Source organism: Pseudomonas azotoformans (genome assembly GCF_001579805.1).
Lineage (GTDB): Bacteria > Pseudomonadota > Gammaproteobacteria > Pseudomonadales > Pseudomonadaceae > Aquipseudomonas > Aquipseudomonas azotoformans_A.
Genome location: NZ_CP014546.1, coordinates 6,406,489 through 6,429,835, shown reverse-complemented (window position 1 = coordinate 6,429,835; position 23,347 = coordinate 6,406,489). Strand labels below are relative to the sequence as shown.

Genomic DNA, 23,347 nt, shown 5'->3' with positions numbered 1-23,347 from the left:
CTGCACTCCATGGCCGTGCGGCTCACACCGGCAGCGGGCGGGTTACTGAGGGTGCTCGGGCCGTTGGCGCGCTCGGCAGGCGAGTCAGGCGCAGGGCATTGAGCACCACGGTCAACGAACTGAGGGACATGCCCACTGCGGCCCAGATCGGGGTGATCCAACCCAGGGCGGCAAACGGCAGCATAAGGCCATTGTACAGCCCGGCCCACAGCAGGTTTTCAATGATCACCCGACGGGTGCGCCGTGCCAGGGTAAAGGCTTGTACCAGGGCGTCCAGGCGGTTGGACAGCAGCACCGCGTCGGCGCTGGTCTTGGCCAGGTCGGTAGCGGTGCCCATGGCCACGCTGATATCCGCGGCGGCGAGGACCGGCACATCGTTGACCCCGTCGCCGAGCATCAGCACCTTGCGGCCTTCCTTGTGCAGTTGTTGCAGCACGTGCAGCTTGTCATCGGGGCGCAAGCCGCCGTGGGCTTCGTCGATTCCCAGTTCGGCGGCGACGCTGGCGACCATCGGCGAACTGTCGCCGGACAGCAACAGCGTGCGCCAGCCACGTGCCTTGCACGCGGCGAGCAAGGCCGGTGCGTCGCTGCGCAGGCGGTCGTCGAGGACGAACCAGGCCAGGGCGCCTTCGCGGTCGCCCAGGAGCAGCCATTGGCCAGAAAGCTCAGGCGCAGCTGGGATTGGGCAACCACTGAGTTCGCAGACGAAACCCGGTTGGCCAATGCGCAATACGCGCTTGCCGACACGGCCTTCAAGGCCCAGCCCAGGCGAACTGATGACTTCATCGGCGGCCAGTGGCGCGCGGCCAAAAGCGCGGGCAATCGGGTGTTCGGAGCGGTTTTCCAGGGCGGCGGCGAGGCTAAGGCACAGGTCGGTGCTCAAGCTGCCCAGGGGGCGGATGGCCCGCAACGCCAGGCGCCCTTCGGTGAGGGTGCCGGTCTTGTCGAAAATCACCGTGTCGATCTGGTTCAAGCCTTCCAGCACATGGCCGCGCGTCAGCAGCAAGCCGAGTTTGTGCAGGGTGCCGGTGGCAGCGGTGAGGGCGGTGGGGGTGGCGAGGGACAGCGCGCAGGGGCAGGTCGCCACCAGCATCGCCAGCACAATCCAGAACGCCCGCGACGCATCCAGCTCCCACCACAACAGGCCGATCAACGCAGCGGCGATCAGCGAGCACAACAGGAACCACTGCGCGGCACGGTCGGCGATCTGCGCCAAGCGCGGTTTCTCGGCCTGGGCCCGCTCCAGCAGGCGCACGATGGCAGACAAGCGCGTGTCGTGGCCCAAGGCGCGTACTTCGACGGTCAGCGCGCCCTCGACGTTGAGGGTGCCTGCGGTGACCGCGTCGCCGCTCTGGCGCGGTTGCGGCAGGTATTCGCCAGTCAGCAGGGACTCATCGATGCTCGATTGCCCATCGAGGATCACGCCATCTGCTGGCAGCACGGCGCCAGGGTGGACCAATACGCGGTCGCCCAGTGCCAGTTCAGGGAGCAGGATGCGTTCACTTTGGCCATCGGCTTTCAGGCGCAGGCATGAGGCGGGCAGTAAATTGACCAATTGCGCAGTGGCGGCCGCCGTGCGTTCGCGGGCGCGGCGCTCCAGGTAGCGACCGGCCAGCAGGAACAGCGCAAACATGCCCACCGCATCGAAGTACAACTCGCCCACGCCGGTGATCGCGGTCCAGATCCCCGCCAGATACGCGCCGCCGATGGCCAACGACACTGAAACATCCATGGTTAGGTGACGCGTGCGCAAGTCGCGCATGGCACCTTTGAAAAACGGTGCGCAGCTGTAGAACACGATGGGTGTTGTCAGAAACATTGCGACCCAGCGCAGGATCACGTGCAGCTCCGGGCTCAGGTCGATATTGAATTCCGGCCAGGTGGCCATGGTTGCCATCATTGCCTGGAACCACAGCAGCCCGGCGACCCCCAGTTGGCGCAGGGCCAGGCGGTTTTCGCTGGCCAGTTGCTCGGCGGCGCGGTCGGGCTGATAGGGGTGGGCGGCGTAACCGATATGGCGCAATTCGCTGAGCAGTTGGCTCAGCGGCAGTTGTCCGTCGGCCCAACGCACTTGCAGGCGATGGTTGGACAGGTTCAACCGCGCCTCCGCCACGGCGGGCAGGCTGCGCAGGTGTTTTTCGATCAACCAGCCGCACGCAGCGCAGCTGATGCCTTCCATCAACAGGGTGGCTTCGGCCAGTTCGCCTTCGTGGCGCACAAAAGGTTTTTGCACGTCGGCGCGGTCGTACAGCGCCAACTCGTCCACCAGTTGCACCGGCAATGCCTCGGGGTTGGCCGAGGCTTCGCTACGGTGTTGGTAATAGCTTTCCAGGCCGACGGCCACAATGGCTTCGGCCACCGCCTGGCAGCCTGGGCAACAGAGCTCGCGGCGTTCGCCGAGGATCACTGCGGTGAAGCGGCTGCCCGGCGGAACGGGCAGGGCGCAGTGGTAGCAGGGGATTGGGCTGGTCATCGCGCTGCTATTTTTTCAGGTCTTCAGCACCCTGCAACGGTTCATCGCCCAGCAGCAAGTCCTTGTCGTGGCTGACCTGTTCTTCTTCGAACATGCGCCAGGTGCGGTCGCCTTCCACACCCAGCAACTCGACGAAGCGACGGCCTTCGACCTTGTCGGTGACTTGGCCGATGTAGCGACCGGGTTCGCTGTCGCTGCGGGCCAGGTTGATCTTGCGATCTTTCTCCGGCTGCGTCGGGGAAATCAGGTTCAATTCCAGGGTGGTCGGGTTGCTGTTGCCGGTGAGGTTCACTTCGACTTCACCGGTCAGCTCATCCAGGTGCACCTTGGCGCGCAGTTGCAGGGTCTGGGCCAGCAGTTCGCGGTCCAGGGAGCGGTTGATGCCTTTGCCGGCCTCGTAGTAGTTGTCGTTGACCAGGTTGTCCGGGTTGTTCACCGCGATGGTCACCATGGACAGGGTCAAGGTCACCGAACAGGCGAGGATCCCAATGATGATCCAGGGCCAGAGGTGCTTGTACCAGGGGCTTGCGGCAGTGGCTACGGACATGGTTCTGCTCTCTTCTAACGAACTTGTGGGCCGATAAATCGGCTCTTGGCTTCAATATGGACGCTGGCATCATCGGCATCGGTGAGGATGAATTTCACCTCGTTGGTGCTCGACGGCAACTGTTCCGGCGCACTCGACAGCTCCACCGGCATGCTGACGATATCGCCGGCGGCCACCCTGATTTCGCGGCGGCCTTGCAGCTTGAGGTCGGGCAAGCCTGCGGCGTCGAGCACGTAGGTGTGGTCGCGCTGGTCCTTGTTCATGATCTTCAGGCTGTAGACGTTTTCGATGCGGCCTTCGGCGTTTTCGCGGTACAGCACGCGGTCCTTGCTCACGTCGAAACCCACCAGCGAGCGCATGAAGAACGCGGCCACCAACAGGCTGATCATCGCCAGCAACACCAATGCATAACCAATCAGGCGCGGGCGCAGCTTGTGGGTTTTCTGCCCCGACAGGTTGTGCTCGGTGGTGTAGCTGATCAGGCCGCGTGGGTACTCCATCTTGTCCATGATGTTGTCGCAGGCGTCGATGCACGCGGCGCAGCCGATGCACTCGATCTGCAGGCCGTCGCGGATGTCGATACCGGTCGGGCACACCTGCACGCACATCGTGCAGTCGATGCAATCGCCGAGGCCTTGGGCCTTGTAGTCGACACCTTTTTTGCGCGGGCCACGCAGTTCACCACGGCGCGGATCGTAGGAAACGATCAGGGTGTCCTTGTCGAACATTACGCTCTGGAAGCGTGCATAGGGGCACATGTAGATGCACACCTGTTCGCGCAGCCAGCCGGCGTTGCCGTAGGTGGCGAGGGTGAAGAAACCCACCCAGAAATATGACCAGCCATCGGCCTGGCCGGTGAAGAAGTCAAACACCAGTTCGCGGATCGGCGAGAAGTATCCGACAAAGGTCATGCCGGTGACAAAACCGATCAGCAGCCACAGGGTGTGCTTGCTGAATTTGCGCAGGAACTTGTTGACGCCCATCGGCGCTTTGTCGAGCTTGATGCGCTGGTTGCGGTCGCCTTCGGTGACCTTTTCGCACCACATGAAGATCCACGTCCACACGCTTTGCGGGCAGGTATAACCGCACCACACACGACCGGCGTACACGGTGATAAAGAACAGGCCAAATGCCGCGACGATAAGAATGCCCGACAGCAGGATGAAATCCTGGGGCCAGAAAGTCGCACCGAAAATAAAGAACTTACGCTCCGGCAGGTTCCACCAAACCGCTTGGTGGCCGCCCCAATTCAGCCACACGGTGCCGAAGTAAAGCAGGAACAGACCGGCACCGCCGAGCATGCGCAGATTGCGGAACAGGCCAGTGAAGGCGCGGGTGTAGATCTTCTCTCGCGAGGCGTAGAGGTCGACAGTTTTGGCAGGCGGGGTAACGTCATGTACCGGTATTTGGTCGCTCATCATTGCATCCCACGGCGGTGGAGATTTGCCTCGGCCAGTACGTGCCAACCGGGGTCAAATTAGGGGTGTTGCAGTGGCCTAATGATACGCCCCCGATGCTGCGCAAAGGGTGCGACCTTTGGTCGCGTTGGGGGAAATCAATTGATGGTGTACGTGATCTGGATCAATTGACTTGGGAAGTATGGACGGTTTTGGCAGTTGTGGTGAGCGGGGCAAGCCCGCTCACCACAAGAATGTGCTCGTCTTTCTTTTCATTAACTGGCACTAGGGCTTGCCACAAAATCGTTGCTTCATTTAGAAGCTGCAAACGTTCCCTCATCATTGCAGAACTCATTGTGAGCCGGCCGATTGACGATGGTTACGCGCTCAGGATCGAAGTCGATGCTGTCTTCGAGCATGCGCAACATGTCGACTATATCTTCCTGATCGTTTTGCTGAAGTATCCTGTCACTGTCACTCATGAACGACCCCCTTTGAATCGGTAGGGCTTAAAACTTATCGCCTACCGCCATGCAGAGCAATTAAAACGGCCCCGTCAGTGTTTGCTGAGGGAGCCGTTTTAATTGCTATTTTTTACTGCTCTTCAGCCTTCTTATCCCCATGGGACAAGCTGTACACATACGCCGCCAGCAAGTGCACCTTGTCATTGCCTTGCAGTTGTTCCTGCGCTGGCATCTGGCCCTGGCGACCCCAACGGATGGTCTGTTGCAGTTGGGCGAAGCTGGAACCGTAGATAAACGCACCGGGGTGGGTCAGGTCAGGCGCACCCATGGCTGGGGTGCCTTTACCGGCCGGGCCGTGGCAGGCCACGCAGTTGGCAGCAAAGAGTTTTTCACCGTTGGCCACATCGGCTTTCACGCCTTCGGGCAGCTTGCGGCCGTCGAGGTTGGTCACCACGAATGCGGCGACGTCGCTGACACCTTGTTCCTTGAGGATATCCAGCCAGGCCGGCATCACGGCATGGCGGCCTTTCATGATGGTTTCCTTGATGGTGGCGGGCTCGCCACCCCAGCGCCAGTCGGCGTCGGTCAGGTTGGGGAAGCCATAGGCGCCTTTGGCGTCGGAACCGTGGCACACCGAGCAGTTGGAGGCGAACAGGCGGCCGCCCATTTTCAAGGCTTGCGGGTCCTTGGCCACTTCTTCAATCGGCATCGACGCGAATTTGGCGAAGATCGGGCCGAACTTGGCGTCCGACTTGGCCATTTCCTTTTCCCATTCGTGTACGCCGGTCCAGCCGGTCTGGCCGTTGGCGAACGGGGTTTGCTTTTCGGTATCGAGGTAGTTGTAGCCCGGCAGCAGGCCTTTCCAGTTGCCCAGGCCGGGGTACAGCGCCAGGTAGCCGAGGGCGAAGATGATGGTGCCGACGAACAGCATGAACCACCATTTCGGCAGTGGGTTGTCGTACTCCTCGATGCCGTCGAACGAGTGGCCGACGGTCTCGTCGGTTTGCTCGGCGCGCTGGCCCTTGCGGGTCGACAGCAGCAGCCAGGTCAGGGCGAAGATGGTACCCAGACTGAGGACTGTGACGTACAGACTCCAGAACGTAGTCATTCTTTGTTACTCCTAGAAGCTTGCTCGACGTGCTTGATGGCTTCGGGATCATCCGCAAAGGGCAGCAAGGTCGCGTCTTCAAACTCCGACTTGCGCTTGGGGCTGAACACCCACAACGCCAGGCCGATAAAGGCCACCATCACCACAACGGTGCCCAGGCCACGAATCATCCCGATATCCATGAAGAATCACCGTTTGCTTTTGATGATGGTGCCCAGGCCTTGCAGGTAGGCCACCAATGCGTCCATTTCGGTCTTGCCCTTCACGGCTGCGGCTGCACCGGCGATGTCTTCGTCGGTGTAGGGCACGCCCAGGGTGCGCAAGACTTCCATCTTCTTCGCGGTGTCCTTGCCGTCGAGCTTGTTTTCCACGAGGAACGGGTACGCCGGCATTTTCGACTCAGGCACCACGTTGCGCGGGTTGTACAAGTGCGCACGTTGCCAGTCATCGGAGTAACGACCGCCGACACGGGCCAGGTCCGGGCCGGTGCGCTTGGAACCCCACAGGAACGGGTGGTCCCACACGCTTTCGCCAGCGACCGAGTAGTGGCCGTAGCGTTCGGTTTCGGCGCGGAACGGGCGGATCATCTGCGAGTGGCAGCCGACACAGCCGTTGGCGATGTAGACGTCGCGGCCTTCCAGTTCAAGGGCGGTGCGCGGCTTCATGCCTTCGACCGGCTTGTTGGTCACGTCCTGGAAAAACAGCGGAACGATCTGGGTCAGGCCGCCGATACTCACGGCGATGACCATGAAGAAGGCCAGCAGGCCGATATTCTTCTCGACTACTTCATGCTTCATCAGTGGGCTCCCACAACGGCGATCTTGGCGGCGGCTTCGGCTTCTGCAGGGTCGGAGGCACGCACGGTGCGCCAGACGTTGTAGGCCATGAACAACATGCCGGCGGCAAAGAACGCACCGCCCAGGGCGCGGACGATGTAGCCCGGGTGGCTGGCTTGCAGCGCTTCGACGAAGGAGTAGGTGAGGGTGCCGTCATCGTTGATCGCACGCCACATCAGACCCTGGGTGATGCCGTTGACCCACATCGAGGCGATGTAGAGCACGGTGCCGATGGTGGCCAGCCAGAAGTGCGTGTTGATCAGCGCGACGCTGTGCATCTGCGCACGGCCGAACAGTTTGGGGATCATGTGGTACAGCGCGCCGATGGAAATCATCGCCACCCAACCGAGGGCGCCAGCGTGTACGTGGCCGATGGTCCAGTCGGTGTAGTGGGACAGCGAGTTGACGGTCTTGATCGCCATCATCGGCCCTTCGAAGGTCGACATGCCGTAGAACGCCAGCGACACCACGAGGAAACGCAGGATCGGATCGGTGCGCAATTTATGCCAGGCGCCCGACAGGGTCATCATGCCGTTGATCATGCCGCCCCAGCTCGGGGCGAGCAGGATGATCGACATCGCCATGCCCAGCGACTGCGCCCAATCCGGCAGCGCGGTGTAGTGCAAGTGGTGCGGACCTGCCCAGATGTACAGGGTGATCAGCGCCCAGAAGTGCACGATGGACAAACGATACGAGTAAATAGGACGTTCGGCCTGTTTGGGCACGAAGTAGTACATCATCCCCAGGAAACCGGTGGTCAGGAAGAAACCCACCGCGTTGTGGCCGTACCACCACTGGATCATCGCATCCGTGGCCCCGGCGTAGGCCGAGTAGGACTTGAACAGGCTCACCGGCAACGACGCGTGGTTGACGATGTGCAGCATCGCCGTCACCAGGATAAAGGCGCCGTAGAACCAATTGCCCACGTAGATGTGCTTGGTCTTGCGCTTGACGATGGTGCCGAAGAACACCACGGCGTAGGTCACCCACACGATGGCGAGCAAAATGGCGATCGGCCATTCCAGCTCGGCGTATTCCTTGGTGGTGGTGTACCCCAGCGGCAGGGTGACGATGGCGCTCACGATGACGGCTTGCCAACCCCAGAAGGTGAAGGCCGCGAGGCTGTCGGAGATCAGTCGCGTCTGGCAGGTTCGCTGCACGACATAGTAAGAGGTGGCAAACAATGCACAGCCACCGAAGGCGAAGATCACCAGGTTGGTGTGCAGCGGGCGCAGGCGGCCAAAGGTCGTCCATGGCAAACCGAAATTCAATTCCGGCCAAACCAGTTGCGAGGCGATGAACACCCCGAGCCCCATGCCAAGGATCCCCCAGACCACCGTCATGATGGCGAACTGGCGGACTACCTTATAGTTATAAGCAGTCGGACTGATTGCTGTGCTCATTCTAAGGTTCCACGGTTTAGGTTTTTTTATAGGTAAAATCGGCCGCAAGTATGTAGAAAGCGAGGGGCCATTGCAACGCAATGGCTGACCTGTATCAATGCGTTCCACGCCAGATTCTGCGCCCTTTCCATGTTTAGCGTAAGGACAAAATCCGAAATCGAAAGCTGATCGAGTGGACAGGAAAATTTTGGGGTCGCAACGAATGCCGTCGCGTACGCCAGGATTGGTCCGCTGTGGGAACAAGCGTAGACCCGAAAGTGAGGAGGGGAAAGTTGTGCTTTGGAAGGGTGCGACACTTGGTCGCTCAGTATCAACCTACTGTCGGAACGAGCTTGCTCGCGAAGAATTCAAGAACGCTACGTTCATTCTGGGTAAACGGGGTGTCCTCAGGTTTTTCGCGAGCAAGCTCCACCGACAGCTCATCGCGGGACACGATTCGTTTTTTCTCTCCACATACTTTGCAATAAACTCTCATAGCCCCACCCCATAAGCCCTGACTGAACGGAATTTCATCACTCCCACATGTCTTATTCGTTCGTGGGTTGCGGCGTTAGATACATAGCGTTATCTTCCCTCCGTCGCTGCTCATCAGCGAACGGGCGTGGAATCCCGTGGGGAAAGACGTTACAGCGTCGCCAAACAATAAACAGATGCTATTTCAGATCTGTTTTTTGTGCGTTTTGGCGGCTGTACGTGGGAGACATTCGTGTCTGCCGAGTAAATTCCCCTCGGATTCCAACCTGCGTACAGCTGCCACCTTTACGCGTGGAATCGTAAATGGCAGTTCTTTTTGTTCATACAAAGGGAATTAAGCTGTAGTGGTCAACTAATCCCGGACACGACGTTAAGTTTTTCTTCGGCCCGAGCTGGCGCCAGCCCACCGTTGAATTGATGGGGTCGAATCCAGTTGTACCGATCCATCAAGAATTGGCTGATATCGCGCTGGGCTTCTTGAGCCGTTCTGTAACCCGTGGTCGGTACCCATTCCGTTTTCAAACTGCGGAACACGCGCTCCATTGGCGCATTGTCCCAGCAATTTCCCCGGCGACTCATGCTCTGGCGCATTCGATAGCGCCACAGCCGCTGGCGAAATAAACGACTCGCATATTGCGACCCTTGATCCGAGTGAAACAGCAGGCCCTGAGGCCTTCCTCGTTGTTCGTAAGCCATATCCAGCGCCTTGATAACCAGATCGGCGTCCGGCTTTTCCGACAACGCCCAGCCCACTACCCGGCGCGCGCAAAGATCCAGCACGACCGCCAGATAGTGCCATTTCCCCTGGGCCCAAATGTAGGTGATGTCGCCGCACCACACCTGGTTGGGTGCCGGAACATTGAACTCGCGGTTCAAGGTATTCGGGATATCGAGTCGTTCTACCGTCGCTCTTTTGTAGGCATGTGATCCGGGTTGTTTGCTGACTAGATCAAGCTCGCGCATCAAGCTGCGCACTTTGAATCGACCGAGCTGCTCACCGTCGTCACGCATCAGCGACAGGATGCTGCGGCTGCCCGCAGCACTACGACTTTGCGTGAATAACTCGCTCACCCGACTGCGCAACCGAAGCCGTTCGACATCAGGCGTGCGGCGCCTAAGGCGCTGGGCGTAGTAGCACGAACGGGTGACTTCAAACACCTTGCACAGCCAGTCAACCGGCTCATGGACGCTCAACTGATTGATCAGCGCGTACGCTCGTGATCTTCCGACATCAAGAGCGCGGTAGCCTTTTTTAATATCGATTTTTCCCGTTCCAGGCGGGCGATCCGGGCTTCTAACTCCTGGATTTTCTGCTGTTCCGGGGTCAGCGCTTTGCTCTGCGGGGTAACGCCTTTGCTCTCTTGTTGAACCTGGTCGACCCAACGGCGTAGTGCCGACTCGCCGACGCCGAGTGAACGGCTGGCTTCGATGTAGCTGTAGTTTTGCTTGAGCACGAGGTCGGCAGCCTCGCGTTTGAATTCAGCAGAAAAGGAACGGCGTTGTTTGGTCATTTGACACCTCGATCTGGCGAGCATTCTCGCCTAAATGGGTGTCCGGTTTCATTAGACCACTACAAGCTATGCCGTACGAAATATCCGTAATTGCTTTCACAATTGTTCGTAACGATTGCCCACCTCAGAAATCGGGAGGTGAGCAATGAGCATCCCACCCTCAGCAAAAACCATTGGCGTTCAAACCTTCGCAGACTGCGGAGAAAACAAAAGTCATCTGAAACTGTTCCGTGTAAACGCCGGGGTCCCACTGCGTGAAGCGCTTGAACACGCAGCGCACGTCCTCGACTGCGCCACCACCCTCTCGCTTGAAGTTGCCATGGACCCCAGAAACGCGAGGCTCGCATTTGCCGCGCACTATCTGTGTGAAATGGGCAAAGCAGTTCTGGATGACCTGCATCTGGCTATCCAGCCGGGCGTCCCTCACCCGCAGTAACTGAAGTTGACCGGCGCCTGATACGAACTATCAGGCAAAGGCCAAAACTCAATTCCCGTCTTTGCGTCTTCCACTATCAAAGCCACTCTATTTCAAATCGTTTCTAATCTAACGAATTTAATGGTAACTACCCGCTAATCACCTCGCACTAGAGCCTCCGACATAAAAAGTAATAACCCCGCATTTTAGCCATGGCTAACGACGATTACTCTTCCGTATCCCTTTCACGAGGGAAATAAATATCTCGGCTGAACCCAATCAGGAAGATAATCAATGCGCCTAATTCACTGGAATGAACGTGAACGCGAAGGGATAAGTTTAAGCCAAATAGAATCCCCATTTTTTGCTGTTTCTACTGTAAGAAATGCCTTTCAGAATTCTGCATCTTCACTGATGTATGGACTACAGTTCCACTCCAACGGGAAAGTCTGGAGCCAAAAAGAAATTCTAAGCGCGCTCGAAAACTGCGATCTTTTTTTGGTGACCAACGACCCGTTCAGCCCATTGAGCAATGACACCTTAGGAAGGTATTCATTCTTCACCGGCAAAGGCAGGACCGGCAGTATTCAAAGGCCCCAAGCAAGCGAACCGTCCCCCGTTCCAACACGCCGGCCAAAAGTTAGACCCCGCCCGCAAGAGCCCGGCTTCTACATCGTGCCAAAAAGCACGACCGTCGATGAATTGAAAACCACGTTATTTCCCGCCCCAAGTGCCGAGGTGCTTGAGAAGTTTCAATCGCTGAACCCCAATCTCGGCGAAGTGAAAGCGGGCTCAATGATCGTATTGGCCGACCCAAACAGTCCTCGATGCACCCGAGAAGACTCCATCTTGATGGAAGCCGCTGCACAGACCAATGACGCCCTTGAGCCCCTTAGCACGGATGAGGCTGACTTCATGCAGCGCCATCGCGAAGAAATCCAAGGCTTCCTCGCCCTAGGTTCCACTTCAATTGGGGCAGGCGAAGCCATGTTCGCCAGAAATATGGGCAGCCTCAAAAGTGTCCTTCAGGAAATCGAAACATTGCATCAAACAACATTCCTCAAGGATGGGCACCTTCGATCGCCTGAGTTTTTCAGTGAACGCAAACGCCTGCTCGCCCAGCTCGATACCCAACTGACGTCCCTTGTACGCAAAGGCATCGGCTTGCCCGATCATCCAAACCTGAAGTCCGCTTTAGGCATCTCAAGTCGAAGCCTTGTTCATCGATGGACACAGGCCGGCGCACCTGGGCAGATACCTGGATACGCCACCCACATTCAAAAGCTGGCCAAGGCAGCGACGGTGATCAAGTACGGCGGCTGGGTCGGGACGTCTATTGGTGGGGGCGCGTCTTACATGAAGGTCCAAAACGTGTGTTCGGCAGGCGACGACGAGGCCTGCCAGAAGGTCAAATTTACGGAAACCGGTAGTTTTACCGGTACGATCGGGGGCGGCGCCGTTGCGGGGGCGGCGCTATCAACGGCTGTCGTTGGCGGTTTGTGTGTTGGGCTGGGCGTGCCTACGATGGGCGCTGCTACTCTGGCGTGCGGCCTGATTGTGGTGGGCGCAGGCTCTGTCGCGGGAGGCGCCCTTGGCGGCGCATTTGGCGAGTGGGTCGGCGAGAAGATCTACGAGGCTGTGAAATGACACTAAGCACCGGCGACACAGTTCTTTTGACTATAGCGCTAGCCGACTTCGCTGGGATTTTCCTTTGGATTGGCGTCTGCCTGCACTTGGCATACACCAAAGCGGAAGTGATGCTGGAACACCTCAAAAATAGTCCTGCAATTACATTTTGGGCTCCCATGCGACACGGCGGCCCCTGGGGCAAACTGCTCTTGATAGGTGGCATTTCCGGGCTGATCACGTTTCCGGGCTACCAGCTCAGAAAAGGGAATTTAAGCGCCAAAGACTTTGCAGGGTTTCCTGCAGATCTCAAACGCAAGTTGGTTTTTTTGCAGTGGTGCATGATTGGGCTTTTGGTGGTGATGGTGAGCTTCGGCATCGCCGTTAAGCTCGGCGTGATTTAAATCTGCAACCCTCAAGCGCCTCCCCCCCGGGCCGGGCGAGGTTTCAAAAACGCGAGTACCCCGGAAGAATAGAGTCCGGTCCCCATTCCCCCCATTTTCCTGAAGGAGCAAGCTCCTTGGAAAAACGGTTGCCGCCCCGGATGAGGGGCGGCAGTTAAAGGTTATCGCGCGGGGCTTTCTGGCGTTGCGCCATCAGCGTTGTGGGACAGGCTGTAAACATAGGCGGCCAACAGGTGCACCTTGTCATTGCCTTGCAGCACTTCCTGCGCCGGCATCTGGCCTTGGCGGCCGTGACGGATGGTCTGCTGCAACTGCGCGAGGCTGGTGCCATAGATGTAGCCGGCCGGCTTGGTCAGGTCAGGCGCACCCATGGCTTCCATGCCGTGGCCTTCCGGACCGTGGCAGGCGACACAAGTGGTGTTGAACGCCGCTTTGCCGGCGGCCAGGTCGGCGCTGTTGTCGGCCGGCAGAGGCAGCTTGGCCACGTCGTGACGAACATAGGCCGCGACGTTTTTCACCCCTTCATCGCCAAGCATGTCACCCCAGGCCGGCATCGCCGCGTGGCGGCCATTCAGGATGGTGGTCTTGATCGCTTCGGCCGAACCGCCCCAACGCCAGATATTGTCCGCCAGGTTCGGGAAACCAAACGCGCCCTTGGCATCCGAGCCGTGGCACACCGCGCAGTTGGAGGCAAACAGGCGGCCGCCCATTTTCAGCGCTTGCGGGTCCTTGGCCACTTCTTCCACGGGCATGGCCGAGAATTTGGCGAAGATCGGCCCGAACTTGGCGTCGGCCTTGGCCATTTCCTTGTCCCATTCCTTGGTCTGGGTCCAGCCGTCTTCATAGCCCGGCAACACGCCTTTCCAGTTGCCCAGGCCCGGGTAGAGGATCAGGTAGCCGACCGCAAACACCAGGGTGCCGGCGAACAGCATGAACCACCACTGGGGCAGCGGGTTGTCGTATTCCTCGATACCGTCGAAGGCGTGGCCCATGGTCTGGTCGACGCTGCCCTTGGTCTCGCCCTTGCGGGTGCCGACCAAGAGCCAGGTCAGGCCGATCAGGCTGCCCAGGGTCAGTACGCAGATCCATGTACTCCAGAATAGGGTCATGGCCGAGTGCTCCTTATTGCAGGCTCTTCTTGAGCGTCAGATGGAGAAGGTTCATCGGCGAACGGCAGCAGGCGCGCCTGCTCGAATTCCGCATTGCGCCGGTTGTTGAACACCCACAGCGACAGGCCGATAAAGGCGATGGCGACGACCAGCGTGCCAAGGCCGCGGATGGTGCCCGCATCGAATTCAAATCCCATGGCTCACCTCTTGCTCTTGATGGCAGTGCCGAGTACTTGCAGGTACGACACCAGCGCGTCCATCTCGGTCTTGCCCTTGAGGCTGGCGACGGCGCCACTGATGTCGTCGTCGGTGTATGGCACGCCGAGGGTGCGCATCACTTTCAACTTGGTCTCGGTGTGGCTGCTGTCGACCGCGGCGGTGACCAGCCACGGGTAGGCCGGCATTTTCGACTCGGGCACCACGTTGCGCGGGTTGTACAAGTGCGCGCGGTGCCAGTCGTCCGAGTAGCGTGCGCCGACGCGTGCCAGGTCCGGCCCGGTGCGCTTGGAGCCCCACAGGAACGGGTGGTCCCACACGCTTTCACCGGCGACCGAGTAGTGGCCGTATCGTTCGGTCTCGGCGCGGAAAGGGCGGATCATCTGCGAGTGGCACTGCACACAGCCTTCGCGGATGTAGATGTCACGGCCTTCCAGTTGCAGCGCGGTGTAGGGCTTCATGCCCTCCACCGGCTTGTTGGTGACGTCCTGGAAGAACAGCGGGACGATCTGGGTCAGGCCACCGATGCTCACGGCCAGTACCATGAGCAGCATCAGCAGGCCGACGTTCTTTTCAATCGTTTCGTGTTTCATCACAGACTCCTCAGGCCAGCTGCGCAGTGGTGGCGGCTTCGACGGGCTGCGCCGAACGCACGGTGCGCCAGGTGTTGTAAGCCATCAGGAACATGCCGCAGAGGAACACCGCACCGCCCACCAGCCGCACGATGAAGCCAGGGTGGCTGGCCACCAGGGTTTCGACGAAGGAGTAGGTCAAGGTGCCGTCTTCGTTGACCGCACGCCACATCAGGCCCTGGGCGATGCCGTTGACCCACATCGAGGCGATGTAGAGCACGGTGCCGATGGTGGCCAGCCAGAAGTGCGCGTTGATCAGGCCGAGGCTGTACATCTGCTCACGACCGAAGACTTTCGGGATCATGTGGTACAGCGCGCCGATGGAGATCATCGCCACCCAACCCAGCGCCCCGGCGTGTACGTGGCCGATGGTCCAGTCGGTGTAGTGGGAGAGGGCGTTGACGGTCTTGATCGCCATCATCGGGCCTTCGAACGTCGACATGCCGTAGAAGGCCAGGGACACCACGAGGAAGCGCAGGATCGGGTCGCTGCGCAACTTATGCCAGGCGCCCGACAAGGTCATCATGCCGTTGATCATGCCGCCCCAGCTCGGTGCCAGCAGTACCAGCGACATCACCATGCCCAGGGATTGTGCCCAGTCCGGCAGCGCGGTGTAGTGCAAGTGGTGGGGACCTGCCCAGATGTACAGGGTGATCAGCGCCCAGAAGTGCACGATGGACAAGCGATAGGAATACACCGGACGTTCGGCTTGCTTGGGCACGAAGTAGTACATCATCCCCAGGAAGCCGGCGGTGAGGAAAAAGCCCACGGCGTTATGCCCATACCACCACTGCACCATGGCATCCGTCGCACCGCCGTAGAGGGAGTAGGACTTGGTCAGGCTGACCGGGATTTCCAGGTTGTTGACGATATGCAGGATGGCCACGGTGATGATGAACGCACCGAAGAACCAGTTACCGACGTAGATGTGCTTGGTGTTGCGCTTCATCACCGTGCCGAAGAACACGATGGCGTAGGCCACCCAGACAATGGTGATGAGGATGTCGATCGGCCATTCCAGCTCGGCGTATTCCTTGGAGCTGGTGTAGCCCAGCGGCAAGGAGATCGCGGCCAACAGGATGACCAACTGCCAGCCCCAGAAGCAGAACGCGGCGATCTTCGGCGCGAACAGCTGGGTCTGGCAGGTGCGTTGCACCGAATAGAAGGAGCTGGCGAACAGCGCGCAGCCGCCGAAGGCGAAGATTACCGCGTTGGTGTGCAACGGGCGCAGGCGGCCGAAGCTGGTCCACGGCAAGTCGAAGTTGAGTGCAGGCCAGACCAATTGGGCGGCGAGAAAAACCCCGAGCCCCATGCCGACGATGCCCCACACCACCGTCATAATGGCGAATTGGCGGACCACCTTGTAGTTATAGGCGGTACTTAATGTAGTGTTCATGGTTCCCCATCCACGGTTCAACCCAAGCCAATGCGGCACTTGGGCTGGAGTTATAGGCAGACTAAAAAGCGAGGCAAGCATGGGCAAAGAGCACAAGGCCAGTATTGACGGGGATCAATGGGCGCAGTGTGTGCGGGAACGCGGCTGGTTGTGGGATGTCGCGGCGGACGTTGCAGGAGGTACACCTGTGACGCTGATCCTGGCCCACGGCGCCGGAGCACCGATGGACTCATCCTTCATGAACGACATGGCTGCACGCCTTGCCGGGCATGGCGTCAACGTGTTGCGCTTCGAGTTTCCCTACATGGCCCAGCGCCGTGTCGACGGCGGCAAACGCCCACCCAACCCGGCGCCGAAACTGCTGGAAACCTGGCGCGAGGTGGTGGCCGAGGTGCGACGTCATGTCGCTGGGAAGCTGGCGATTGGCGGCAAGTCCATGGGCGGGCGCATGGCCAGTTTGCTGGCGGATGAATTGGGCGCGGACGGGTTGGTGTGCCTGGGGTATCCGTTTTATGCGGTGGGTAAACCGGAGAAGCCGAGGACTGAGCATCTGGCTGGGTTGAAGACGCCGACTTTGATTGTGCAGGGCGAACGGGATGCATTAGGGAATCGAGCTGCGGTTGAGGGGTATGCGTTGTCGCCGAGCATCGAGGTGATGTGGCTGGTGGCGGGGGATCATGACTTGAAGCCGTTGAAGGCGTCGGGGTTCAGCCATGAGCAACATCTGGAGGCTGCGGCGGTGAAGGTGGGTGATTTTCTCGGCGGCTGTTAGGGCCTCTTCGCGAGCAAGCCCGCTCCCACATTCGACCGCATTCCAAGGGACGTGCACGGTTAAATGTGGGAGCGGGCTTGCTCGCGAAAGCGGTCTACCGGTTAAAACGCTCGACCAGGGAGTACTGGGTATTGGCTGTGTGAGTCAATTCTTCACTCAACTGCGCCGAATTCAACGCCTGCTCCGACGTCTGATCCGCCAGCAATGCAATGGTGCTGATGTTACGGCTGATCTCTTCGGCCACCGAGCTTTGCTCTTCAGTTGCCGCCGCGATCTGCGTGGTCATGTCGGTGATATGCGCCACCGCCTCACTGATGCCCACCAGCGCCTGATCCGCTTCCATCACCCGCGCCACACCTTCTTCAGCCTGGCGGTGCCCGGCGTCCATGGTTTGCACGGCGGCGGCGGCAGTCTGTTGCAGCTTGGCGATCAGGGCGTGGATCTGCCCGGTCGATTCAGCCGTGCGTTGTGCCAGTTGACGGACTTCGTCCGCGACCACCGCAAAACCCCGGCCCATTTCACCGGCGCGTGCCGCTTCAATGGCCGCGTTCAGTGCCAGCAGGTTGGTTTGGTCGGCAATGCCTTTGATCACGTCGACCACGCCACCGATTTCGTCACTGTCCTTGGCCAGTTGGGTCACGGTCACGCCGGTCTCGCCCACTGCTACGGACAAGCGCTGAATCGCCTCGCGGGTTTCCCCGGCGATATCGCGGCCGCGACCGGTCAGGCGGTTGGCCTCCTGGGTCGCATCGGCGGTACGTTGCACGTGGCTGGCGACTTCCTGGGTGGTGGCTGCCATCTGGTTGACGGCGGTCGCCACCTGCTCAGTCTCGACGCGCTGGCGCTCCAAACCGCTGGAGCTGTTATGCGCCAGGGTGTTGGACTGCGCCGCCTGGTCGTTGAGGTGTTCGGCGGTGTCCTGCAAGCGCGTCAGACAGGTCTTCAGACGTGCCTCCTGGCTGAGGATCGACATCTCCAGCCGCGCCTGGGCGCCACGGCTGTCGGTGTACATCTGCGCGATCAGCGGGTCGGAGGTGGTCTGTTCGGCCAGGCGCAGCAAGCGCTTGAGGCCGCGTTGTTGCCAGCTCAGGCCCAGCAGGCCCAGCGGCACCGACAGCCCCGCCGCCAGGGCAAAGCCCCAGTGGGAGTTGAGGGACGCGCCGATCATGAAGCTCAACTGGCTCACCAGGATAAACGGCAGCCAGTCCTGCAGCACCGGCAGCCACTTGTCCCGCTGAGGGATCGCTGACTTGCCTTGGTTGATGCGGTGGTAGAGCGCTTCGGCCCGACGGATCTGCTCGGCGGTGGGCTTGATGCGCACCGATTCGTAGCCGACCACCTGGTTGCCTTCGAAAACCGGCGTTACATAGGCGTTGACCCAGTAATGATCGCCAGTCTTGCAGCGGTTCTTGACGATGCCCATCCATGGCAAGCCTTGTTTGAGCGTGGACCACATGTGCGCGAACACCGCCGCCGGAACGTCCGGGTGACGGACCAGATTGTGCGGGGCACGCACCAGTTCGTCACGGGAGAACCCACTGATTTCGACGAAGGCGTCGTTGCAGTAGGTGATCACGCCTTTGGCATCTGTGGTGGAGATCAACCGTTGCTGAGCGGGGAAGGTACGTTCGCGCTGGGTAACGGGTTGGTTATTACGCATGATTGTTCAATCCGCAAGGCTTTCAGGGGGTATCGGCAAGAACGGCGGTTTATTTAACTTATTTTTGCAACAATCAACCGGCGAGCATCGGGTAGGTAAACAAGCCGAAGTGAAGCAGATTCAAACCAAAGTGCGTGGCCACTGCCGCACCCAGGCCACCAAAGCGATACGCCAGGCCATACCCCACCCCGGCGATGCTCGCCAGCAACACCCAGTGCCAGCCCGCGCCGAGGTGCACCAGGCCGAACAATAGCGAGGCCAGCAGCAGTGCGAGGTTTTCGCCATAGGGCAGGTGTTTGAAGCGCCGGCTCAAGCCGCCCTGGACATAACCCCGGAACAGCGCTTCTTCCACCAGGGTCACCAGCAGCAGGTTATTCAGCACCCACAGCCAGGCCTGTTCCGGCCATTTCGGCGCCCAGGTGATCATGCCCAGCAAGGCGGCACCGCCCAAGGCCGCGATGGCGGTGAGCGTCAAGGCCAGGGCGGTCACGCAGATCGACAGGCGCAGCGAACGCCGCGCCACGATCCACGGGCAGGCCAGCAACAGCCAGAAGCCGATCAGCGGTTTGTCCTGGTTCAGGTACATCGAGAAGGGCACAGCATCGTCGGTGAGCCGTTGCGGGGCAATACCGCGCCCGTTGTAGAAACCCGGCAACCAATGCATCGCCAGGCTCAGGGCCAAGACGATAAACAACCCGTGACCCAGGTAGCGCGCCCAGGGCGTGCGTTGCTGGCGTACGGCGTAACCGGCGATCAGCAACAGGGCGACGGACACCCCCGCCAGCACCCCCAGTTGTCCGTAGATCAAGGCCAGCAGATAGCCGATGGAAAGAAGCGCCAGGTACAGCCAGGGCAATGCGATCATGGGGAATCCTTGGAAAAACCTGGGCAGCATTATAGCGACCCGTCCTATAGGGCCCACATGAAAACTCCTCCATTCAGGGTGATTGCAAAACCTGTCACCGGCTGGTTATAGTCCGAGCCTCTTTATCCCTTCACACAAGATCAGCCCATGCCAGCTCGCCAGCGCACAGCGGTAGTCGATTCAGCGGTCAACGCTGCGGTCGTGCCGTGCGGGGACAAGCAGCCTGCGCAGATCAGTCACTACCCCCCACCTGTCCGTAGCACGCCGGTGTACGCAGTCGTATCACCGCCGGGTGTTGGCATTTCGGGCTGACCAGCTGATGGCTGTTCCCGTCTGCCCGCCTGAAAAAACCTACTGAGTTTCAGCGTCTGCTGAATTGGCTTTTTTGCCTGATGACAGGTGGTATCCATGTCTGTTCTTTCGAAACAATCCGTGGCCGCGGCGGCCTCGACGAGCCTGTTTGTCCTGCTGTGGAGCAGCGGGGCGATCTTCTCCAAATGGGGCCTGGCCCACGCGTCACCCTTTGCGTTTCTGTTGATCCGCTTTGCCATCGCCCTTGTGGGCTTGGTGATCCTGATACCGATCCTCAAGTTGAAACTGCCGCGTCCCGGCAAGCCCATGCGGTACGCGGCGGCAACCGGGTGGGTGCTGCTGGGGGCTTATCAGATTTTCTATCTGCTGGCCCTGGACCTCAACGTCACCCCCGGCGTGATGGCGACCCTCATGGGTGTGCAGCCGATCCTCACCGTAGTGTTGATGGAGCGCCAGCGTTCGCTGAGCCGGCTGTTTGGCCTGGCGCTGGGGTTGGCGGGGCTGATCATGGTGGTCTACCAGGGTATCGGTTTGTCCGGCATGTCGTTGGCGGGGATGCTGTTCGGGTTATTGGCGCTGGCCAGCATGACCTTCGGCTCGATCATGCAGAAGCGCATCACCGACAACCCCCTGGGCACGTTGCCGGTGCAGTACCTGGCAGGGTTGCTGCTGTGTTCGGTGTTCGTACCGTTCCAACCGTTCCACTTCGAGCACGCCAGCGGTTTCTACCTGCCGGTGCTGTGGATGGGGGTGGTGGTGTCGTTGCTGGCCACCTTGTTGCTGTACCGCCTGATCGCCCGGGGTAACCTGGTGAATGTCACCAGCCTGTTTTACCTGGTGCCAGCGGTGACGGCGGTGATGGATTACCTGATCTTCGGTAACCGGCTCGCGATGTTGAGCCTGCTGGGGATGGGGTTGATCATCATCGGCTTGGCCTTCGTTTTCCGTAAAGCCTGATACAACTCCCCTGTAGGCGTCCACTAGCGGGCGCCTACAGGGTTTTTTTCGGCCGCAACACCAGCCACAACGCCCCGGCAATCAACACCCCGCCATACAGATGCGCCATCGACAACGGCTCATCCAGCAACAGTGCGCCCCACAGTACGCCGAACGGCGGGATCATGAAGGTCACGGTCATCGACTTCACTGGCCCGATGGACGTCAGCAGGCGGAAGTAAAGAATGTAGGCAAACGCCGTACACACCAGCCCCAAGCCCAGCAACGACAACCATACCTGCCACCCACCCCAACTCGCGGGCGGCTGGCTGATCGCGCTGTAGGCGAAGAACGGCAACAGGAACAGCGTTGCACCGAGCATGCTGCCCAGGGCCGACAGGCGACTGTCCAAGCCGCCGCGCTGATCCAGCCAGCGTCGCGCGAGGAACCCGGCAAAGCCATAACAGGTGGTCGCTAGCAAGCAGGCCAGCGCGCCCATCAACAATTCCAGGTCAAACGCCACCGGCCCGGCGCGGGTCAGTACACCCACACCGAACAAGCCCAGGCACACGCCGGCAATTTTTGACGGCGTCAGGCGTTCGCTGAAAAACAGCCCGCCGATCAACACGCCCATCAGTGGCGTGGTGGCGTTGAAGATCGCCGAGTAACCCGCCGGCAACACCTGGGCCGCCACCGAGTACATGGTCGCCGGGATCCCGGAGTTGATCACGCCCAATAGCAACACCGTCTTGAACTTGCCCTGGAAATCCCAGCTCACGCGCATCATCGCCAAAATCACCAGCAACCCGGCGGCGGCAATCGACACGCGGAAAAACGCCGTCGGCACCGTGCCGATCTCCGGCGCAATGATGCGCATGAACAGGAAGCTCGCCCCCCAAATGGCAGCAAGCCCCAGCAAATACAGGCTATCGACAGGTCTCACGCAACACTCCTACCTCAATAAGCCCGCGAGTGTTGCATGACATTTCCAATGATTACAGGACAAACCGCGTCACCAGCCCATTCAGGTCCACCGCCAGGCGCGACAGTTCCTGGCTGGCCGCCGACGTCTGGGTGGCGCCGGCGGCTGTCTGGGTCGACAGGTCGCGGATGTTCACCAGGCTGCGGTCTACATCTCGCGCTACCAGCGCCTGCTGTTCGGCGGCGCTGGCGATCACCAGGTTGCGCTGGCTGATTTGTGAGATGGCTGCGGTGATTTTCTCTAGGGCAGTGCCGGCGCTATTGGCCCGTTGCAGGGTCTGGCCGGCATGCTCGGCGCTGCTGTTCAAGGCTTCGACGGTATCTTGGGTGCCCTGCTGGATACCGGTGATCATCTGCTCGATTTCTTCAGTGGAATCCTGGGTGCGCTGCGCCAGGGAGCGCACTTCATCGGCGACAACGGCAAAACCACGGCCGGCTTCGCCCGCGCGGGCGGCTTCAATGGCGGCGTTGAGCGCCAGCAGGTTGGTCTGCCCGGCGATGCCACGGATCACTTCCAGCACCTTGCTGATGTCCTGGGCCTGTACTGCCAGGCCTTCGGCTTTGTTTGAAGCACCGAGTACTTCGTCTACCAGGTTCTGGATCGAGCTGATGGTTTCGCTGATCTGGTAGTGGCCGTGCTTGCTGTCCTCGTCGGAGGCCTGGGACGCCTCGGCGCTGGACACCGCATTGCCCGCCACTTCGTCCACGGCCGCGCTCATTTCGGTCACGGCGGTGGCGGCCTGCTCGATCTCGTCGTTCTGCGCTTGCAGCCCTCGGGTGCTTTGTTCCATCACCGAACTCATCTCTTCGGCCGCAGAAGCCAGCTGCTGCGCCGACTCGCTGATGCCACGGATGGTGCCTTGCAACTGCGCTTGCATGGTGGCCAACGCCGTGAGCAATTGCGCGGGTTCGTCCTTGCCGCTGACGGCGATCGGCTGGCTCAAGTCGCCGCCGGCAATGGTGCGTGCCACGTTCAGGGCCTGGCCGAGCGGGGCGGTGATGCTGCGGGTCAGCAGCCAGGCCAGCAGCAAGGTGGCGATCAGCGCGAACACGATGATCGAACCGACGATCCACTGCGCGCTGGAATAGGTTTGCGCGGCGGAGTCCACGGCGGTCTCCACACCGCTCTGGTTGAAGGTGATCATGTCCTCCAGGCTTTTGTTGAGGATCACGCCCTGTGGCGCCAGGCGGCTGTTGAGCAGGTCGATGGCGTCCTGTTGCTGATCTTTGTCCACCAGGGCAACGATCTGTGCGACGAGGGTCAGGTAGGCATTCACGTTACCTTCGAGCTGCTTGAGCATTTCGCGCTCTTCATCGCCGCTGAGCAGGGTTTTGTGATGGTCAAGCAAGGTTTGCAGCTCGGTGCGCTGGCGGGTGATCAGGGCTTTGCTGTTGTCGCGGATCCGCGATTCGTCGGTGGTTGCCAGGCGCAACGCCTCCAGGCGGATACTGGCCACGAAGGCCGCGCTGTCGTGGATGTTCTCGATGCTCGGCATCCACGATTCTTCGATGACCAGTGCGCTCTGCCGCAACTTGGCCATCTGGCCCAGCCCAAACATCCCGACGATCACCAGCAAGCTGGCCAAAACCCCAAAACTCAGACTGGCACGCAGACCGATCCTCATGTTCCTCAATGACATCTCAATGCTCCTTGGGCGATTAGAACCTGTTCCCGGATCGGTCTTTGGACCTTGTTAGGGTGGGAGAGGGCGCGCTATATATCAAAGTGCCATCAGCGTGGTAATCAGGGTTTCCCTTAGTTGGATCCAAAGCGCTGAGCGGAGATCGGGCCCGGCGTTGTGCGAGGTTT

The 23,347-nt window shown here is 60.1% G+C and carries 22 protein-coding genes; 5 read left to right on the top strand and 17 right to left on the bottom strand.

Going from position 1 to position 23,347, the window contains the following annotated elements:
* Nucleotides 1-22: 22 nt before the first annotated feature.
* From AYR47_RS29540 to AYR47_RS29505, 9 genes are all read right to left on the bottom strand, one after another.
* A complete protein-coding gene (locus tag AYR47_RS29540; RefSeq protein WP_061449229.1) occupies nt 23-2,473 on the bottom strand; it encodes a heavy metal translocating P-type ATPase in 2,451 nt (816 codons plus the stop codon).
* A 7-nt stretch (nt 2,474-2,480) separates the two neighbouring features.
* Nucleotides 2,481-3,020 (bottom strand): FixH family protein, encoded by a 540-nt coding sequence (locus AYR47_RS29535; protein ID WP_015885303.1) that lies wholly within the window; start codon nt 3,018-3,020, stop codon nt 2,481-2,483.
* Nucleotides 3,021-3,034: 14 nt separating this feature from the next.
* Nucleotides 3,035-4,438: a cytochrome c oxidase accessory protein CcoG gene (ccoG, locus tag AYR47_RS29530; protein ID WP_061449228.1), complete on the bottom strand. Its 1,404-nt coding sequence runs from the start codon at nt 4,436-4,438 to the stop codon at nt 3,035-3,037.
* Nucleotides 4,439-4,728: 290 nt separating this feature from the next.
* Nucleotides 4,729-4,899 (bottom strand): hypothetical protein, encoded by a 171-nt coding sequence (locus AYR47_RS32645; RefSeq protein ID WP_156487840.1) that lies wholly within the window; start codon nt 4,897-4,899, stop codon nt 4,729-4,731.
* 112 nt (nt 4,900-5,011) lie between these two features.
* Nucleotides 5,012-5,989, bottom strand: a complete 978-nt coding sequence (ccoP, locus tag AYR47_RS29525; RefSeq protein ID WP_061449227.1) for a cytochrome-c oxidase, cbb3-type subunit III — start codon at nt 5,987-5,989, stop codon at nt 5,012-5,014.
* Complete coding sequence (locus AYR47_RS29520) at nt 5,986-6,171, bottom strand: CcoQ/FixQ family Cbb3-type cytochrome c oxidase assembly chaperone (protein WP_003175465.1); 186 nt, start codon at nt 6,169-6,171, stop codon at nt 5,986-5,988. The genes ccoP (AYR47_RS29525) and AYR47_RS29520 overlap by 4 nt, the downstream gene beginning before the upstream one ends.
* 6 nt (nt 6,172-6,177) lie before the next feature.
* Nucleotides 6,178-6,786 carry a cytochrome-c oxidase, cbb3-type subunit II gene (gene ccoO, locus AYR47_RS29515; protein WP_003193167.1) on the bottom strand — a complete coding sequence of 203 codons (609 nt, stop codon included), beginning with the start codon at nt 6,784-6,786 and terminating at the stop codon, nt 6,178-6,180.
* Nucleotides 6,786-8,228, bottom strand: a complete 1,443-nt coding sequence (gene ccoN, locus AYR47_RS29510) for a cytochrome-c oxidase, cbb3-type subunit I (RefSeq protein WP_016979311.1) — start codon at nt 8,226-8,228, stop codon at nt 6,786-6,788. Before ccoN (AYR47_RS29510) ends, ccoO (AYR47_RS29515) begins: the two co-directional genes overlap by 1 nt.
* Before the next feature lie 822 nt (nt 8,229-9,050).
* A protein-coding gene (locus AYR47_RS29505; protein ID WP_156487775.1) for an IS3 family transposase occupies nt 9,051-10,213 on the bottom strand; the annotation gives its coding sequence in 2 pieces (ribosomal slippage) (nt 9,051-9,958 and nt 9,958-10,213; 1,164 coding nt in all).
* Nucleotides 10,214-10,358: 145 nt separating this feature from the next.
* Between AYR47_RS29505 and AYR47_RS32400 the strand changes: the two genes are divergently transcribed.
* The 3 genes from AYR47_RS32400 to AYR47_RS29485 all read left to right on the top strand — a co-directional run bounded on the left by AYR47_RS32400 (nt 10,359) and on the right by AYR47_RS29485 (nt 12,658).
* Nucleotides 10,359-10,649 carry a DUF3077 domain-containing protein gene (locus AYR47_RS32400; RefSeq protein WP_082461647.1) on the top strand — a complete coding sequence of 97 codons (291 nt, stop codon included), beginning with the start codon at nt 10,359-10,361 and terminating at the stop codon, nt 10,647-10,649.
* A 273-nt stretch (nt 10,650-10,922) separates the two neighbouring features.
* A complete protein-coding gene (locus AYR47_RS29490) occupies nt 10,923-12,275 on the top strand; it encodes a hypothetical protein (RefSeq protein ID WP_061449226.1) in 1,353 nt (450 codons plus the stop codon).
* The gene (locus tag AYR47_RS29485; protein ID WP_033900582.1) at nt 12,272-12,658 is read left to right on the top strand and encodes a hypothetical protein; all 387 of its coding nucleotides are present in this window, start codon (nt 12,272-12,274) and stop codon (nt 12,656-12,658) included. Before AYR47_RS29490 ends, AYR47_RS29485 begins: the two co-directional genes overlap by 4 nt.
* Before the next feature lie 161 nt (nt 12,659-12,819).
* Here the strand turns inward: AYR47_RS29485 and ccoP (AYR47_RS29480) are convergent, their stop codons facing one another.
* The 4 genes from ccoP (AYR47_RS29480) to ccoN (AYR47_RS29465) are packed head-to-tail and all read right to left on the bottom strand — an operon-like array spanning nt 12,820 to nt 16,011.
* Complete coding sequence (gene ccoP / locus AYR47_RS29480; protein WP_061449225.1) at nt 12,820-13,767, bottom strand: cytochrome-c oxidase, cbb3-type subunit III; 948 nt, start codon at nt 13,765-13,767, stop codon at nt 12,820-12,822.
* Nucleotides 13,764-13,964, bottom strand: a complete 201-nt coding sequence (locus tag AYR47_RS29475; RefSeq protein ID WP_010208563.1) for a cbb3-type cytochrome oxidase subunit 3 — start codon at nt 13,962-13,964, stop codon at nt 13,764-13,766. The genes ccoP (AYR47_RS29480) and AYR47_RS29475 overlap by 4 nt, the downstream gene beginning before the upstream one ends.
* A 3-nt stretch (nt 13,965-13,967) precedes the next feature.
* Nucleotides 13,968-14,576, bottom strand: coding sequence for a cytochrome-c oxidase, cbb3-type subunit II (gene ccoO / locus AYR47_RS29470; RefSeq protein ID WP_017735321.1), 609 nt, complete (start codon nt 14,574-14,576; stop codon nt 13,968-13,970).
* A 10-nt stretch (nt 14,577-14,586) separates the two neighbouring features.
* Entirely contained in the window at nt 14,587-16,011 is a 1,425-nt protein-coding gene (ccoN, locus tag AYR47_RS29465) for a cytochrome-c oxidase, cbb3-type subunit I (protein ID WP_033900587.1), read from the bottom strand.
* 79 nt (nt 16,012-16,090) lie between these two features.
* Between ccoN (AYR47_RS29465) and AYR47_RS29460 the strand changes: the two genes are divergently transcribed.
* The gene (locus AYR47_RS29460; RefSeq protein ID WP_061449224.1) at nt 16,091-16,783 is read left to right on the top strand and encodes an alpha/beta family hydrolase; all 693 of its coding nucleotides are present in this window, start codon (nt 16,091-16,093) and stop codon (nt 16,781-16,783) included.
* 94 nt (nt 16,784-16,877) lie between these two features.
* Here the strand turns inward: AYR47_RS29460 and AYR47_RS29455 are convergent, their stop codons facing one another.
* The gene (locus AYR47_RS29455) at nt 16,878-18,443 is read right to left on the bottom strand and encodes a methyl-accepting chemotaxis protein (RefSeq protein ID WP_033900592.1); all 1,566 of its coding nucleotides are present in this window, start codon (nt 18,441-18,443) and stop codon (nt 16,878-16,880) included.
* Nucleotides 18,444-18,516: 73 nt separating this feature from the next.
* Nucleotides 18,517-19,308, bottom strand: a complete 792-nt coding sequence (locus AYR47_RS29450) for a CPBP family intramembrane glutamic endopeptidase (protein ID WP_061449223.1) — start codon at nt 19,306-19,308, stop codon at nt 18,517-18,519.
* Between the two features lie 408 nt (nt 19,309-19,716).
* On the opposite strand from AYR47_RS29450, the gene AYR47_RS29445 reads away from it, so the two are divergent.
* Nucleotides 19,717-20,577: a DMT family transporter gene (locus tag AYR47_RS29445; protein ID WP_061449222.1), complete on the top strand. Its 861-nt coding sequence runs from the start codon at nt 19,717-19,719 to the stop codon at nt 20,575-20,577.
* Nucleotides 20,578-20,611: 34 nt separating this feature from the next.
* On the opposite strand, the gene AYR47_RS29440 is transcribed toward AYR47_RS29445, so the two are convergent.
* Both AYR47_RS29440 and AYR47_RS29435 read right to left on the bottom strand, forming a co-directional pair.
* On the bottom strand, nt 20,612-21,499 hold the full coding sequence (locus AYR47_RS29440; protein ID WP_033900597.1) for a DMT family transporter: 888 nt from the start codon (nt 21,497-21,499) through the stop codon (nt 20,612-20,614).
* A 52-nt stretch (nt 21,500-21,551) separates the two neighbouring features.
* Complete coding sequence (locus AYR47_RS29435) at nt 21,552-23,162, bottom strand: methyl-accepting chemotaxis protein (RefSeq protein ID WP_420492081.1); 1,611 nt, start codon at nt 23,160-23,162, stop codon at nt 21,552-21,554.
* Nucleotides 23,163-23,347 lie beyond the last annotated feature (185 nt).